14 protein-coding genes are annotated in these 17095 nt (G+C 43.6%); 5 read left to right on the forward strand and 9 right to left on the reverse strand.

Annotated elements, in window-relative coordinates:
* Positions 1-18: 18 nt before the first annotated feature.
* Positions 19-327: an isoamylase early set domain-containing protein gene (locus AC1XUD_RS17020; protein ID WP_483362236.1), complete on the forward strand. Its 309-nt coding sequence runs from the start codon at positions 19-21 to the stop codon at positions 325-327.
* A 125-nt stretch (positions 328-452) separates the two neighbouring features.
* On the opposite strand, the gene AC1XUD_RS17025 is transcribed toward AC1XUD_RS17020, so the two are convergent.
* From AC1XUD_RS17025 to AC1XUD_RS17035, 3 genes are all read right to left on the reverse strand, one after another.
* Positions 453-1376 carry a hydroxypyruvate isomerase family protein gene (locus AC1XUD_RS17025; protein WP_483362237.1) on the reverse strand — a complete coding sequence of 308 codons (924 nt, stop codon included), beginning with the start codon at positions 1374-1376 and terminating at the stop codon, positions 453-455.
* Between the two features lie 75 nt (positions 1377-1451).
* Complete coding sequence (locus AC1XUD_RS17030; RefSeq protein WP_483362238.1) at positions 1452-4157, reverse strand: PVC-type heme-binding CxxCH protein; 2706 nt, start codon at positions 4155-4157, stop codon at positions 1452-1454.
* A 333-nt stretch (positions 4158-4490) separates the two neighbouring features.
* Entirely contained in the window at positions 4491-7565 is a 3075-nt protein-coding gene (locus AC1XUD_RS17035; protein WP_483362239.1) for a PVC-type heme-binding CxxCH protein, read from the reverse strand.
* 94 nt (positions 7566-7659) lie between these two features.
* On the opposite strand from AC1XUD_RS17035, the gene AC1XUD_RS17040 reads away from it, so the two are divergent.
* From AC1XUD_RS17040 to AC1XUD_RS17050, 3 genes are all read left to right on the forward strand, one after another.
* Positions 7660-8250, forward strand: coding sequence for a hypothetical protein (locus AC1XUD_RS17040; RefSeq protein WP_483362240.1), 591 nt, complete (start codon positions 7660-7662; stop codon positions 8248-8250).
* Between the two features lie 585 nt (positions 8251-8835).
* Entirely contained in the window at positions 8836-9762 is a 927-nt protein-coding gene (locus AC1XUD_RS17045) for an alpha/beta hydrolase (protein WP_483362241.1), read from the forward strand.
* 203 nt (positions 9763-9965) lie between these two features.
* A complete protein-coding gene (locus AC1XUD_RS17050) occupies positions 9966-11102 on the forward strand; it encodes a glycosyltransferase family 87 protein (protein ID WP_483362242.1) in 1137 nt (378 codons plus the stop codon).
* Between the two features lie 46 nt (positions 11103-11148).
* Here the strand turns inward: AC1XUD_RS17050 and AC1XUD_RS17055 are convergent, their stop codons facing one another.
* The 6 genes from AC1XUD_RS17055 to AC1XUD_RS17080 form a co-directional block, all read right to left on the reverse strand.
* Positions 11149-11571, reverse strand: a complete 423-nt coding sequence (locus tag AC1XUD_RS17055) for a hypothetical protein (protein ID WP_483362243.1) — start codon at positions 11569-11571, stop codon at positions 11149-11151.
* A gap of 103 nt (positions 11572-11674) precedes the next feature.
* A complete protein-coding gene (gene moaA / locus AC1XUD_RS17060) occupies positions 11675-12667 on the reverse strand; it encodes a GTP 3',8-cyclase MoaA (RefSeq protein ID WP_483362244.1) in 993 nt (330 codons plus the stop codon).
* A gap of 155 nt (positions 12668-12822) precedes the next feature.
* Complete coding sequence (gene moaCB / locus AC1XUD_RS17065) at positions 12823-13728, reverse strand: bifunctional molybdenum cofactor biosynthesis protein MoaC/MoaB (protein ID WP_483362245.1); 906 nt, start codon at positions 13726-13728, stop codon at positions 12823-12825.
* Positions 13729-13896: 168 nt separating this feature from the next.
* On the reverse strand, positions 13897-14349 hold the full coding sequence (locus AC1XUD_RS17070; RefSeq protein ID WP_483362246.1) for a molybdenum cofactor biosynthesis protein MoaE: 453 nt from the start codon (positions 14347-14349) through the stop codon (positions 13897-13899).
* A gap of 35 nt (positions 14350-14384) precedes the next feature.
* Positions 14385-14624 carry a MoaD/ThiS family protein gene (locus tag AC1XUD_RS17075; protein ID WP_483362247.1) on the reverse strand — a complete coding sequence of 80 codons (240 nt, stop codon included), beginning with the start codon at positions 14622-14624 and terminating at the stop codon, positions 14385-14387.
* Positions 14625-14660: 36 nt separating this feature from the next.
* Positions 14661-15848: a molybdopterin molybdotransferase MoeA gene (locus tag AC1XUD_RS17080; RefSeq protein WP_483362248.1), complete on the reverse strand. Its 1188-nt coding sequence runs from the start codon at positions 15846-15848 to the stop codon at positions 14661-14663.
* Between the two features lie 464 nt (positions 15849-16312).
* Between AC1XUD_RS17080 and AC1XUD_RS17085 the strand changes: the two genes are divergently transcribed.
* On the forward strand, positions 16313-17095 hold the full coding sequence (locus tag AC1XUD_RS17085) for a lytic transglycosylase domain-containing protein (RefSeq protein ID WP_483362249.1): 783 nt from the start codon (positions 16313-16315) through the stop codon (positions 17093-17095).

Consider the following 17095-nt stretch of genomic DNA (forward strand, 5'->3'; position numbering starts at 1 on the left):
AATAACACTACGATAAAAATGGCATTAACTAAAACATTCGTAAAAAGTAAGTCCTTATATAAGGTTACTTTTTCTGTACCTGCTGAGGCGGCTACGGAATCAAAGAAAATTGTTCTTCTTGGAGAGTTCAACGGCTGGGATCCAAGTGAGGCTATCGTCTTGAAAAAGCAGAAAGATGGCTCATTTAAAGCAAACGTTGAACTTGCTGCAGGCGAATACCAATTCCGTTATCTTTTGGACGACGAGAAATGGGTAAACGACTCAGAAGCTGACAAATACGTTCCAGCTGGCGTGGATTATGCAGAGAATTCGGTAGTGGTTCTTTAATAGCTGTTAGCTGTTAGCTGTTAGCTGTTAGCTGTTAGCTGTTACTACAAAAATTGGCCGGGTAGATTGTTTTACCCGGCCAATTTTTGTTTCTATCCGTTTTTTATAGCTAAAAGCTAACAGCTCTATATCGAAAAGCTATCACTCTCTACATATGCTTTAATCAGTGCTTCTTCGCCTTCTTTGCCTTGTTTTGAGTTTCCGTGTTCCATACCCATGATGAAGCTTTTTCCTTCCTTTTTGCTTCTGTCGTAGATATACTTGAAGATGTTTTTATAGTTGATCTCCCCAGTAGTAGGCTCTTTTCTGCCTGGTTCGTCTCCAATCTGGAAGTAGTCAATCTCACTCCATGTTTTTTCGATATTGTATATCAATCTGCCCTCATTTTTCTGCATATGATAGATATCGTATAATATCTTGCATGACTTGCTGTTCACACCACGGCAGATCTCATATGTCTGATCGGAAGTTCTCAGGAACAAATTCGGGGAATCGCTCAGTGGTTCAAGTACCATCACCAATCCGTGCGGCTCCAGAATCTCCGCACCGCGACGCAATGCATCAATAACATGACCGGTCTGAACTCCTATTGGTAAATTTCTTTCAAAATCACCAGGCACGACGGTCATCCACTTTGCGTTTACACGCTTTGCAACTTCGACCGCCTTTTTGCAACCATTTAAAAATATATCAATATTTTCTTTTTTGCCCGCTGCTAATGTATTGGCACCGTTTCCACCTTTATCCACCACAAAAACGCCCATTTCCATTCCAAGGCGAGTCATTTCTTTAGCAATTTTTTCCTGCTCCTCAACCGGTCTGCCCATCATGCCGTTGTCTTCGATGGCCATAAAGCCATTGTCAGCCATAAATTTCAGCTGATCAATCACATCTTTCCCCGCAGAATTGGTAAACATTCCGAAGTGAGAAGCATATTTCAACTTGAAGTTGTTTTTGGCCAAAGGTCCTTTTGAAGCAAAAGCTTCATTGGCTGCCATGGCAACACCCGCTAGTCCAAGTGAAGATTTTACAAAATTTCTACGAAGCATATTTTCAATCATGTTATAGTTTCCGGGAATTAAAGAAACTCCCGGCCGATATATACCTGAAATGAAATATAAAACTTATTGCAAAACGTCCTTTTTACGCCTTTTTCTAACTTTTTTCTTCGAATCATCAACCATCGGAGCCGCTTCGGCTTGCACTTCCACAGGCTTAGGCATATAAGGCTCGAGTGCTGCTACGATTTCATTTCTTGAAGCACCTCTCATGCCTTCCAAAGCAGCCTTGAGCATATCCTCGCTCAATGCGTTTTGCTCCAGCAACTTCACAACAGCTTCCTCTCCAGGCCAGCTTGCGCCAAGATATCGCACGGCGTCTTCTCTTACACCGGGATTTTGAGAATTGTCAAGTGCTACTGAACGCAATATGTGAACTGATTCGGGTGTGCCCGCAGTTTTGATTGAGGCGAGTAACGCGGACTTTTGGGTATTATTTAACAAAGGAACCTTTTCTGTAAGATAGCTGACGCCTGCCTGATCAAGCAATAACGCTCCTGCATCCCGACCAACGATCTCACTTGATTTGGATATGGCCAGCTGAAATAATCGGTTAATCTCCGACGGAGGCGCGTAACGGGTTACGAGATCAATATAGTCTTCCGTTCCATACGTTTCATCCAGCAATTTGTTGAGCACCGTCAAACCTTGCTGCGAGTTGCTAACATAAGATTTATCCAAATGTAATAGTGCCAGTTTTGACACCTCAATCCGGTCTGACGACTTCACTTTTGTCACATTAATCAACGCCTGTGACTTTTCATATCCCGCATTGAAAAAATCAAATGCTCTAAAGTATCGCAATCTGCTTTTGAAATTTACAAGAGTGTCCGCCGCGAGTTCCTCAAGATATGGGATGGCCTTTCTCGTACGCGCAAGCCAAATGACATCACTACCGCCCGGAACCTTTGTCGGCTTAGGTCCATTTTTCTCGATCCATGCTGGGAAAAGACGTTCCCATTGTCCGAATGCGCCAATACTCAACGCCTCCACGGACCATATATCACCGCCTTTATATTGCTTAGCTAGCTGCAACCAAACGTCCAGGGCCTCAAAGGTATGATTACGATAAATGGCCAAAGCCGCTTCCCTCCTAACCTGCGGATTCGGATCAGCTGCCAAACGTTTGATATATTCAATCGGATCGCTGTTTCGTTGTCTTACGGCCCGAAGCGTGGTAATTCGCAAGTTTGGATTAAGCTCTCGGAAACCGATATCCAGGTTTCTGCTATTAAATCCTTCTATTCTGTTCAACACCCATAAAGCTCTGGCGCGTTGTTTAGGATTTGCTGACACATTGCGAAACAATTCTTCGAGCATCGGCTCTGCATTCCAACCATGTTTTACGCAGGCATTCCAGGCCAGATATCTTTGAGACAAATTGGGACTTTGGAGTGCTTTGACGGCCTCTTCGGGTTTTGTTAAATCGAAAACAGGAATTGTATAGGGAGTATTAGGTGGCGCGATTCGGAATATCCGGCCACGTCCACGATCTTTCATTTTGCTGGAACCTATCACGGGATCATACCAGTCGGACACGATCAGCGAGCCATCAGGTGCGACACAAACGTCTGTCGGGCGAAACCATTTATCGCGTTTTCCTTCTAAAATCGGAAGGATACCAGTTGATTTATATCCCGCCCCCTCGTTGACAACCGGATACGCCCGCAAAGAATTATGGCCCGCATCTGCAACTATCACCTGATCCCAAAAGGGTCTGGGCAAAAGCTCACCTTCGTACACAGTAGTACCCATTGGAAAGCCGGAACCGGTTTGCAACAAGTTGGGAACAACTCCCGGGTCATTCTGATGCCAGTGTCTTCTGGGGATTTCATCTTCCAAGTTGGTACGATTGATACGCCAGCTATTGGCATTCATTTCGTCTATATACCCAAAATTTCCGTTTTCCATTACATATGAAACCCGGTCACCTTCATTCCCTGGCTCTTCCTGATCAGCAGCCCACATCGTTCCGTAGCTATCGACAGCTACCTCAAAGGAGTTATGGAAATTCTCCGCCATAATCTCGACTTTTCTGAATTCCTGGTCGCAACGGAAGACAACTCCCTGGCGATATTGACGAAAATCAATCGGTCTTTCATATTTGTCTAAAAGCGGGCGATCCTGGCCGTCGACCAGTTGCCGTCCTGCGTTTCCAAAATTGAAGTAAAAATTTCCGTCAGGACCAAAAACAAATGAGTGAACTCCTGCATCGCTTTGTGTTCCGCCGATATCTTTAAAAAGAATTTCCTTTTTATCAGCAACATCATCACCGTTGGTATCTGTAAAAAGCCAGACATATGGACTTTGAGATACAATGGCTTTGTTGCCCATCACCCAAATTCCTAACGGCGCATTCAATTCTCTTCCCTGATAAAAAACCTTGGTAACATCAGAGATTCCGTCGCCGTTTTTGTCCTCCATGATCACAATCCGGTCTCCCAACCCCAATTCCGATTTGCCGTTGACGGCCGGCCGGTAATTGTACGATTCCAGCGCCCACACCCTCCCTCTGTGATCGACATCCATATTGATTGGATTAATCACATCAGGCTCAGAGCCGAAGAGGCGGGCTTCCAAACCCGGTGCCACGTCCAATCCAAAGACCTCATTCGCGGGCGACCTTTTCTGAGATTCAGAAAAGGAGGAATACAGACTGTCAACATTGAGAATTTTTAAGGAATCAACCGACTGCGCAAGACCAACAACACCTGAAAGAAGGCAAAAAACAAAGATTGGCGAGAAAACTCTATTGAAAAAAGAAAGTGTCAAAATGAAATACTCTATATTAGAAAACTCAAAACTCCTCAAAATTAGTCAGTTCCGAGAACATAGAGAAGCTAAAATTTAATTAATGCGGTGGTTGGCAATCTGCAGGTGTACTTCTGATAAGTGTATTGTCAGTCAAGAGTTGTCAAGAAATGGTCGGGGACGCCCAGTCCGAGACTCGAAGTCATTGGTTGCTCGAATAGCACCTAAGTGCCGTCAAAAGCCATATGCCAAACTAATTTATTCGATTCCGGATTTGATAAGTCTTAAAATAAAACCGGGTATACCAATCTTAAAACTGATTGATATACCCGGAATATACCTTTTAATTACATTCTATTTCTTTTTCAAACTGCCCAAATACTCAACGAGGTTTACAAGTTCTTCGGTAGACATCGCATCCTGCAAGCCAGCCGGCATCATTGAATCAGTTAGCTCCTTCATGGACTTTACTTGCGACATTTTATATTCCTGAACTGAACCACCGGGGAATTTCATGATCAAATCGGTTTCGGTTTTGCTTGCAACAATACCTGTGACAGACGAGCCATCTTTGAAATTTACCTCCCAGCCTTCGTATCCAAAACTGATACCAGCACTCGGCGTGAATATAGCTGCATATTGACCTTCTTTTGGAAGTTTGCTCCCGATCTCTGATAATTTAGGACCAAAATCCATACCCTGACCGTTTACCTGGTGACAAACGGTGCAGTACATTGCGAATATTTCCTTGCCCTTGACAGCATTTCCTTTCATCGTCAGCAATTCTTTTAACTCAGGATGTTTTTTGGTCGAAGCCGTTGCTCCGTTCAGGTAGGTGGCGGCTTCGGTTTTTACTGCCTTTCGCCATGCACCTGCCAAACCCTGAACTGCAGCCGTTTTCACATCTCCTGTAAACTTCCCTTCCTTCAACAAAATCAACACGCGGTCTTCACCCTTCATCGTCCCGCCCATCGACTTGGCTGCCAACGCCCGAAGTTCGGTTGGATATTTGGCATCCAAAGCAGCCATTTCCAACATGGCCAGCGACTCGGTACTACCTGCACCTTTGATTGATAACACGGCCGCTTTTGCTTTCTCCTGATCCTTATCGTTGATCGCAGTCCACAACAACGACGAGCCGCGCTGTTTCAAAAGTTGTTGTCCTGCCGCGCCGCTAAACTGGTTCCCGGCCAAAGCCAAATCCAATAACCGGTTATTTTCCGAAGAAATCTCATATCTCGCTACCAATTCCATATACTGGCGCGTACCATATGTAGCATCCATCAGTTTTTTTACTTCAGCCATTGCTTCCGGGCTGCTTTTCACAAAGGAAGGATCTAAATGTTTGAGTACCAATTCATTTACTTTGGTCTGATCCGCTGTGTTGCCTTTCATCATTGCCAGCAAGGCTTTCGATTTTTCCTGAGCATATGGATTAAAGTCGAAGGCCCTGAAATATCTTAACCGACTTTTCAGATCAACGCTTGGATCTGATGCCAGGGATGCCAATAATGGGATCGACTCTTCTCCTCTGGACCTCCAAACTATATCTTTTCCAGCTTGGTTCGCCACCGGGTTTCCGCCGGTTTTTGTCATCCAAGCCTTGAAACAAGCATCCCATTGTCCATCAGCACCAATACCCAGCGCTTCGAGATACCAGCGATCTTTTCCATCATATTGACTGGCAAGCTGCGCCCATAATTCAGGGGTTTCAGGTGATTTATTCCAATGCAAAAGAACCGCGCACTCTCTGCGAACCTGTGGGTCCGAATCGTTTACCAATTGTTTAATAGAACCAATTACCAGACTTGGTTGAGACTCGGAAGAAGCTCTCAATGCCGCGATGCGGATATCTGCATTATTATCTTTCAATCCCTGATCGATGTATTTTTTACCAGAGGCGCGTTTCGACAAAAGCCAAAGCACCCGTGCCCGCATCCTTGGATTTGCATTTTTGTCGTTGAAAAGTTTCGCCAAATCAGCAGTTGCGGCATCGCCCATTTTTGATAGCGACGTCCAGGCAAGATATCTTACAGAAAGATTCGGACTTTGTAATGCTTCCACCGCACCCGAAGCAGTTCCAAAATTTGCCTTTGGAACCCGATATGGCGTATTTGCCGGAGCAATTCTATATAACCTGCCCCTCGCCTGATCACCTGCCTGGTGGCCTCCAACGCCGGGATCATACCAGTCCGATACGATTAATGAACCGTCCGGAGCCACGCAAACATCGGAAGGTCTGAACCATTGATCACGTTTCCCTTCCACTATATTGGCAATTGTTGCAGTATATCCTGCTCCTGCTTTTGTAGTCGGATATGCTCTTACAACGTTCGGACCTGCATCACAGTGGATCATCTGATCCCAATATATTTTTGGTAAAAGTCTTCCCTCATACACCACCATACCCGTCGGTGACCCTGCGCCGGTTTGTAATAGATTCGGAATCACCCCCGGATCGTTCAAATGCCAGTGTCTGAAAGGAATAGAATCTTCCATATTGGTCCGGCTCGCGCGCCAGCCTGCTCCAGTCATTTCATCAGTATATCCGTAATTACCATATGGCATTACGTAGTTGATTCTCACGCCCTTGTTACCATCGTCGTCATTATCAGACTGCCACATCGTTCCGTAACTGTCCACGGCAACTTCGTAGTTATTTCTGAAATTATTGCCCAAAACCTCCAGATTCGTAAAATCAGGATCGCAACGGAATACCATTCCCTGTTTCAACTTCTTGAAGTCAATTGCTTTACCATCTTTTCCAACCACAGGATTTCCTTTGCCATCAAGGAGATGGCCACCCTCGTTACCAAAGTTAAAATAGAGCTTTCCGTCTGGCCCGAAAACAAAAGAGTGCATCCCGTGGTCATGCTGCTCTCCGCCTATCCCCTCAAAGATCACTTCTTTCTTGTCTGCTTTTCCGTCGCCATTTGAATCGGTGAATTGCCACACATATGGACTTTGAGAAACGATAACCTTGTTGCCCATAACCCATATACCCAAAGGTGAGTTGATTTCAGGCCCTTGATAGAATACTGTGGATTTATCCGATTTGCCATCCCCGTTCGTATCTTCCAGAATAAGAATTCGATCCCCTTTGGCATGGGTTGGATTGCCATTAATTCCGGGACGATAGTTATACGCCTCACAGACCCAAACACGTCCCAGATGGTCGACGTCGATATTGGTCGGGTTTACCAGCGTCGGTTCAGCGGCAAACAAACTTGCTTCCAAACCCTCCGCCACGTTGAGACCGGCGACGGCATATTTAGGAGAACGTTTTTGAGCATCAGTAAGCTGGCTGTACAAACTGTCGAGTTCTGAACTGACAATCGTACTCGGATTTGTTCTTTGGTAACTGGCCAGCAAAAGACCCGAGGACACCATCAGCGAAAGTGAGCCCCAAATTAAATTCTTTCTAGTCATGGTATGGTAAATACTTGCAGGATGTTCCTCTTAACTGCACAGAAGTTTCTTATTTTTATACACAATAAGCCGTTACACCTTATCAAATACTACTATGAAACAGATATTTTTTATGACCGCAGGGGTACTTATGTCGCTTGCAGGTTATGCTCAGTCTATAACTCCTACCCCCGATATTCAGATCAAAACCGCCGTTCTTGCTGCCCCGGAAGATAAAAGAGAAGGAGCAAAAGTGTATGGATTTGGCGCTGATGGCAATTTTGTCGTCCTGAGAAGTGGCTCCAATGATATTGTATGCATAGCAGATGACCTAAAAAAGGAAGGAATTAACGTTTCTTGTTATCATGCAAGTCTTGAACCATTTATGGAAAAAGGCAGGCAGCTGGCAAAAGAAGGAAAGAACCCAAAAGAAATATTTGATATTCGTGAAAAGGAAGTAAAAGCCGGTACTTTGAAAATGCCTGAAAAGCCGGCGACGCTATTTGCACTATCAGGCACGGACGAAAATTATGATATTCAAACCGGAGCCTTAAAAGATGGTTATCTGCGCTATGTGGTATATATCCCTTACGCAACCTCCGAAAGTACAGGCTTGCCGCTGAAACCGGACGTACCGGGTATGCCATGGATTATGGATCCGGGAACTCACAGAGCACATATAATGATCAATCCGGCGAAAAAGTAACGATGGCGGTAAGCTATAGGAGTGGCTCTGGCTGAAAGCGATTTGAAATCGCAGCGTCGAACCGTCGGTTTCGAATGGTTCAGCGTTTGAAACGCGAAGGTTGGGCAAGTATACTTTTTGAGGTTTATTGATATTAAAACGCGTTAAAAACGCTGCACTATGCAACTTCGATTACAAATCGAAGTTAGCGGGCGGCTGAAAGCGATTTGAAATCGCAGCGTCGAACCGTCGGTTTCGAATGGTTTAGCGTTTGAAACGCGAAGGTTGGCGCAGGTGTACTTTTTTAGGTTTATTGATATTAAAACGCGTTAAAAACGCTGTACTATGTAACTTCGATTACAAATCGAAGTTAGCGGGCGGCGGCTGAAACCGATTTAAATCGCAGCGGCGAACCGTCGGTTTCGAATGCTTCAGCGTTTGAAACGCGAAGGTTGGGCAAGTATACTTTTTTAGGTTTATTGTTATTAAAACGCGTTAAAAACGCTGCACTACGCAACTTCGATTGCAAATCGAAGTTAGCACGAAAGGCGAAGTTCTCCAGGTAGTTTTTGTGCTCGGAGGTCTTTTCTTTAAAAACTAAAACGTATGAAAATAGCCCGCTATCTTTTTGCAACTGCATTCATTATCCTCTCGAAACAAACATTAATGGCTCAGGTGGAAACCATTCAACTTTGGCCAAAAGGTCAAATTCCAAACTATGTTGAAAATACAATTCAGGAGAAGTCCGAAACCGGAGCTGATGGGATCCTGAGAATAAGTGGAGTGACGATCCCGTCGATGGATACCTATATCGTCCCAAAAGAAAAAGCTTCGGGAGCTGCGGTTTTGATATGCCCTGGAGGTGGTTACGGAATTTTGGCAGCTTCGCACGAAGGTAGTGATTTAGCCAAATGGTTTAATGAAAGAGGTATATCTGCTTTTGTTTTAAAATACCGCCTTCCCAATCCCAAAGGCATGACACACCAGCACGAAGTACCCCTTATGGACGCTATGCAGGCGATGAAACTGATCAGGGAAAGTGCTTCGAAATGGAATATCAATACAGATAAAATTGGAGTAATGGGCTTTTCTGCCGGCGGACACCTTGCTGCCACTCTATCAACTCATTATAATATGGGCCCAAAAGCGAGTGAATCATCCAAACCCAACTTTTCGATATTACTGTATCCTGTGATCTCTTTTATGTCGGATATAGCGCACGGCGGCTCGCGTGACAATCTTTTGGGTGCTGAAAAAAGCGATGAGTTGATTAAATATTATTCCAACGAACTTCAGGTGAGCGACAAAACTCCACCTGCATTTCTGGTGCATAGCATGAATGATGGTGGTGTTCCGATCGAAAACAGTTTCCGATATGCAATGGCATTGAACAAGTTAAAAATACCAGCCGAATTGCACGCATATCCACTCGGCGGCCATGGTTATGGACTAAGGACAGAGGGTAAAGGCTCACTGGCTGGCTGGCCGTTGGCTATGGAAGGTTGGCTGAAAGCGATGGGATATACCAAATAGTTCAACTTAGGAAATGATATCAACACCAGCTCGGACTAACCGCCTCAGTTTTTTTTGTAAATCAACTTTTGGAGCGAGGAGTTTAATAACTTGATTTTCAGCAAATTCGTGCAGAATTTAGTATTTTGAGGGTAAATCACCTCAAAGCTAAAATTTTGTTTCAAAAACTGATCAACCGACTCGCCACCCGACAGGCTCTTTTAATGATATTCATATTTCTGGCCGTCTTCGCAAGTTTTCAGTCATATTACAGATCACACAAAACCTTCACACCCGGCGGCAAGCTTTATACCAGCTACAACAACTACGTCATCTTCAAACAATCCCACTTTCATCTCGTTGAAAATAAGGACCTGTATCAATACTTTCCTAAAGAACAGGCGGACTTATACAAATACAGTCCTTTCTTTGCATTGATTTTTGGCTTACTGGCCAGGTTGCCTGATCTGGCGGGCTTAACGCTTTGGAACCTGCTTAACGTTTTGGTTCTCTTCCAGGCCATTTATTTTCTTCCAAGAGGCGATCTCAGGACAAAAGGTTTTATACTTCTGGCCGTCACATATGAGATGTTAACTTCCATTCAGAACGAACAAAGCAATGCGTTGTTGACAGGCCTGATTATCTTCGGTTTTTGTTTTTTGGAAAGAGGAAAGTATTGGCTGGCCACACTTTGTATTATGCTCTCAGTCTTTATAAAGCTATTCGGAATTGTTGCCTTTGCTCTCTTTTTGCTTTACCCTAACAAACTTAAGCTCGCATATACCTCTGCCGCCTGGTGTTGTGTCCTGCTCTTCCTCCCACTCATTGCCGTTGACTTCTCGCAACTCGTATTTCTATATGAAAGCTGGGGAAGGTTACTCGAAGACGACCATTCCATTTCGGATGGCTTTTCGGTCATGGGTTGGCTGAAAAGCTGGTTCGGACTGAACATCAATAAACCCTTGGTGGCTTTTTTCGGCGTGGTCTTATTCTGTCTGACTCTAATCCGGCAAAAGTTTTACCATCAATATGAGTTCAGAATTTTACTTCTGGCTTCTGTATTGATCTGGGTGGTGATATTTAATCACCGTGCAGAATCGCCTACTTTTATTGTTGCGTTGACGGGAATTTCGATATGGTATTTTTCATTGTATCCTTCCAGAATCAATCTGGTGTTATTTGTCCTGGCGTTTATTTTCACGGGACTTGCCGCAACAGATGTCTTTCCTGGATACGTGCGAGAGGAATGGTTTAAGCCATATGTGGTTAAGGCGGTACCATGCATACTGATTTGGGGAAGAATCTTTTATCAGATGATATCAGGCGAGTTGACTCCGAGGCCTGAACCGACAAATAGGTAAAACGACGTTACGGTCACCGAGGCAATGATCCGTAACGTCGTTTATTTCAATTTACTTGTGCAATTGTGGTCGGCTCTATTTCAATGATCTTGTTTGTTCTCACTTCCACATTCTTTGTTACCTTTTCGTCATCGTTTGATATCTCCAGAGTATAATCCCCATCACCCAATTCCTCGAAATTGAGTTTTCTGCCATATTTTTCATAGCTTCTATTGACATATTCTTTGTACAGAACATGACCTTGGCTGTCCAGCAATACCACATTTAATTTCTCTCCTCTTTCCTTCTCCATCAGCAGGTTCATTGACATCGTATTTCTGATCTGGTACATGCCAACTGCGAAAGTGGTGCAACGATTATTTTTGCATTCTTTTTTGGGTCCAACGATCATGGCATCTGCAGGGGCAAGGAAGGATACGGAGGCGGTAAGCAACATTCCGGAGATTGAGTTTTTCAATAACTTTTTCATAGCTAAACTGGCTTGGGTGAAATATTAATTTCACCAATGAAGCTTTCGAAAGCCCGAATGTTGCATGAAAAGGATGAGTGGTTAGAAGAAATGATAGAAGGTATTACCCCCCTATAGCGATCATTTTTCGATTGCTTTCATACTCGATTTTGGCATTCTTGTCAGAGAATTGCGCATGACCGCCGTACATCGCATGCTTCTTTTCAAAATGACTATAGATAAGTGGAACGATATCTTCGCCCCGACGTAATGGAGTAAGCAAATCTACCTCAGAGGTATCAAAAAGGCAGTTTTTCAGCTTTCCGTCCGCGGTAAGCCGTATCCGGTTACAACCAGAGCAGAAGGGATGCGTAACTGTACCAATAATTCCAAAAGTCCCTCTCGCACCTTTTACCTGAAAACGGTGGGCGGTATCCTCGAACTCGCCGGGAAGGCGATCATATTCAAATTCAGAGGAGACACTGGCAAGAAGTTCGTCGTAAGAAACAATCTTGCTCAACTCCCATTGATTGCCGTTGAAAGGCATAAACTCTATAAAACGAACATGCAGATTCGGCTCATCACACGTCAACTTAACAAATTTATTAACCTCATTCTCATTCAAACCCTTCATCACCACCACGTTCAACTTCACCACAAACCCCTGTCCTAGTAAAAGCTCGATATTGGAAAGCGTCTTTTCAAAATGGTCCCGTTTTGTAATCGTTTTGAATTTCTGCGGGCTTAATGTATCCAGACTTACATTCAAAGACTTTACACCTGCGGCCTTTAACTGAGCAATATATTGGTCAATGAATACTGCGTTGGTGGTGAGGGTAAGTGCGGTTGGTAACTTTTCTAAACGAGTGAGTATATCTCCAAAATCTTTCCTCACAAGCGGTTCACCTCCCGTGAGCCTGATTTTGTTGACACCCATTTTGACAAAAGTGCGGGCAAGGAAATCGATTTCGTCGGCCTGCATCAGGAACTGAGAAGGCATGAACTGCATATCTTCCTGCGGCATACAATAGCTACAACGGAGGTTGCACTTATCTGTCAGCGATATCCGCAGATAAGTGTGAATTCTTCCAAATGTATCTTTGATCAATGCCGACATAATATGCTTTTCATATTCTGAATTTCCTTTGTCACGAAGACACTAAGTTCAATATTGCAATAAGTTCAGCAAACACTGTTGAATTTTACAACTGGATTAACTGGCGTCCCTTACAATCTCACGATAAAACCTGACCGCGAAACTTATCGAAGCCCTTAGTGCCTCTCCCCTTCCAAAACCGAAAATATATGTAAAACATGTGGAAACAAAGCATCCATATACTCTGAAACTCCTTTGGTACTACCCGGCATGGCTATTACCAATGTGTCACCAATAAGCCCGGCTACAGAACGTGACAACATAGATAAAGGTGTTCTTTCCTGACCATATTGACGCGCCGCCTCACCTATTCCCGGAATTCCCCTGTCCAATATTTCACTCACTGCTTCCGGTGTAACATCACGACGCGACAAACCCGTTCCACCTGTAATCAAAATCATTTGATATCCGGCATCGCATAATCCCAGAATTTTCTCCTGAATTATATTTTTCTCGTCAGGGATAATGCTGTACTCACCGGTTTTTACAGATAATCCGTCCAGCTTTTCGATGATCTTTTTACCCGATCTATCCTCTCCCTTTCCGTTGAAAATTGAGTCAGAACAAACAATAACTGCAGTTTTTAATTCAGAAGGTACAGGTTTCCGGTCGCTTTTACCGCCACGTTTTTCCAGCAATTTGATGTTGGATATCTCCACTCCTTTGTCAATCGGTTTCAGCATATCGTACATAGTCAGTGCGACAACGGATGCGCCGTGCATGGCTTCTACCTCCACGCCAGTCTTGTATATAGTCTTGACAGTGAGATAGATATAAATCTCCAATCCTTCTATATTATATTCAATTCCGGTATATTCAATGGGTATCGGATGACAATCGGGTAATAGATCCGGTGTCTTCTTTACCGCCAGAAAACCAGCCGCCTTAGCCATTTCAAATACATCCCCTTTTGGCACCTTCTTATCCTTAATGGCCTCAATCGTTTCCGGGCGACTAACTAAAACTCTGGCCTGAGCCGTTGCAATTCTTAGTGTATTTGATTTATGTGTTATGTCAACCATTTGTAGGTGTTAGCTTTTAGCGGTTAGCTATCAGTTTCCGAGGTATTAAGAATTGATCGCTGTGTTGAAACTCAATACCTCAGCTGTAATTTTGTAACCGGGCAACTTTATCTTTTTTAGTTTCCTTATGTCTACGTATCAGAATAAGCTTGAGCTTAAAAGGCAAGCCTACTTCACATTCTCCTTCCAAACATACTCTCCCTTCGCACCAACAAGTTCTTTTCCGAAAATCGGGACTTTGGTTTTGATCTCTTCGACAATATATTCAGAAGCCTCAAAGGCTGCTCGTCTATGAGCTGATGATACAAAGACAAACAGGCTGATCTCACCCGTCGGCACAATGCCCAGGCTATGATATAGATGCATACATATCAGATCAAATTTTGCAAAAGTGGCTTCTCTGATTTCATGAAAAGCCTGCTCCGCCATTTCCTCATATGCAGAATATTCAATTCCTGTCACGACGCCACCTTCTTTTTCATCAGCGCGTATTTGTCCCAGAAAAATGGCATGAGCCCCTACATTCGTCTTCGATTGATGGGACGCAATTGAATCAGCTACAAATTGAGGGCTGATCGCACCTGATACAAAAACCTTCTTCTTTTTATGTCCGCTACTCATATATAACTTCGAGTTTCATTAGTTGAACCGCGCCGTTAACCGCCTGCAAAAGGCGGCAGGAGCGCAACATCCGCAGACGTTGGCACTTCGGCAAGACCATCTGTAATTCGCTGGTTAACAGCCAGTTTAAATTTTTTCTCTTTTAATCCGGGATATTTTTCGAACAATATTTTTCTAACATCGTCTGTATTTTTGCCATCACCCCATTCCAGCTGTTCATTGGATTTACCAGCGATCTCTGCAAGCACCCCAAAATACAAAATCTTGATAGTCATAATATTAAATATGTTTTTCGAAAATATCGAGCCAACTTATGGCAGTAAATGAATTTCGACCAAATCTCCTTTTCGAACTTTAGACTGCGTTACTGGCAGGTATATCAACGCATTGGCGATCGCGAATGAACGCAACGCGAATGACTCCTGACCCACCAATGTTTTTGCCTCATTCATGTCCGCATATCCCCGCACAAACTCATCCCTTTCCCCGTCAAAAGCATAATCGTTACTCAACGGTAAACGGAAAGAAGGCAAAAACAAATCCTTTCTTCCGTACATTTTTCGGATTGCAGGTATCACATACTCGTAGAAGCAAACCAGTGACGACGCCGGATTTCCAGGCAATGCGAAAAACAATTTGCCTTCTTTCATTCCAAAAAAAAGAGGTTTTCCAGGTTTTTGCCTCACTTTATAAAAAATGGTCTCGACTTCCGTTTCACTCATCGCTCTCTCCACATAGTCGTAATCTCCGACCGAAATCCCCCCGGACGACAAAATGATATCCGCCTCAAGCGCCAGTTCTATTAACTTTGCCTTCACTCCCTCCAACGTATCTTCCGCATATCCAATTTTCACTACGTCTATTCCTTCCTTGCCAAGAGCTGTTTTTAAGGCAATCGAATTCGATTCGTAGACTTGACCTTTCAAAAGAGCCGTTTGGTCGCGAACCAGTTCGTCACCGGTAATTAAAATGGCAACCTTTGGTTTTTGATATACCTCTACTTCTGTTATTCCAAATCCGGCAATGTACCCCGCAACGCTTGGAGTGATCAACGTCCCGGCCTGAACAGCGACCTCTCCTTTATGAATTTGGTGACCAACTTCACGAACATTTTTTCCAACAGAAACAGGGTATTCCAGAATTTTTATTTGATCTCCCTTCTTTTCCGTATTCTCCTGCATAATGACGGCGGTCGCTCCATCCGGCACTGCGGCCCCGGTAAAAATCCTTATCGCTTCTCCCGTTGACAAAGTCAGCGAGTCGCTCACGCCAGCTTTGGATTCGCCCACGATCTTTAACACCGTACCTTTTTCCAGCATATCGTTATGCTGGATGGCATAACCATCCATCGAGGATTGCCTGAATGACGGAAGAGATATCGGTGCCAAAATATCAGTTGCCAACACATAACCTGCCGCCGACTCCAGCTTCGTTTTACTGGACGACAGAGGCTGGACTGACTGTTCAATTTTGGTCTTCGCCAAAGAGACTGTAATCATACAAAAACGTGCATTTTACCTATTGCAAGTTACAACTAATCATGACAAGGCGAGAGGAGAAAACAACAAATGTCACTGAAAATACGTAGTAGTTTGACAGAATAATACATAATATCTTTGACAAAAATTGGTTAACTATCTGATAATCAGATCATAATAATATTTGACCTTTTTGATTTATCAGAATATTCATATTTAAGATCCAATTTTCAGGTTCCGAAAAGTACTAAAAGCGCCAACGAAAATTCTACTCACTTTGCGTATTCGCCAATTATCCCCTTAAAAAGCTGAAAATCACAAAATCAAGTCATCTAAAATTAATCCTAATTACAAATTCAACAAATACCTAATAATCAACATTTTATGGTTTAATGAAACATTATTAGTTCTAATGTCGTTATCTTTGCCACTGGGATGACTGAAAATATGTCATTGTAAACTATGTTTCACCAAATAAGAACTGCATGATAAGAATACTCTTTATCACCTTTGCTGTAGCGATGGTAGGTAACTATACCTTACGCGGCACCAAGGTCGAAAAGAAGGAATTGACGCCTAAAAATCATATCAATTCGGATCTTCTCGAGATTGACTTCTGTGGCGAAGCATTCCCTGTAAGGGAACTTCGTATTGCAAAAAGATATCAAAACACGATCAGAAATTACGATAATCCGACATTTCGTAAGCTGATGACAAGGACTGAAAAAAGAATGCGAATCATTGAACCCATTCTTAAAAAGTACGGAGTACCAGCCGATTTTAAATATATTCCCGTAATAGAAAGTGCCATGAGCGACGAGGTAAAGTCGAACAAAGGCGCGGGAGGCTACTGGCAGTTCATGCCAGCAACAGCCAGAGCTCTTGGACTGGTAGTGAATGATGTGACCGATGAACGTAAACATCTTGTAAAATCAACCCACGCAGCGGCCAGATACCTTCAAAGACTGCACCGTCAGTTAGGATCATGGACGTTAGTCGCGGCGGCTTACAACGCCGGCCCTCAGCATATTAAGAATAAAATTTCTGCCCAGAATGAAAATGACTATTTCGGATTAAGGCTTAATCCCGAAACGAATAAGTATCTGTACAAACTGGTGGCAGTTAAAGAGTGGTTTTCAAACCCTGAACGCAGTCGTGAATGGGGAAGTGGCAATATCGTTGAACGATTGGCCAAAATCGACCTCGACAAGAAAAATGCGATCAAAGCTTTGGCGAAAGTTTCGGACAAACAACCACGAGATTCTTAA

Source organism: Dyadobacter sp. HNCC25DJ184, assembly GCF_056895215.1.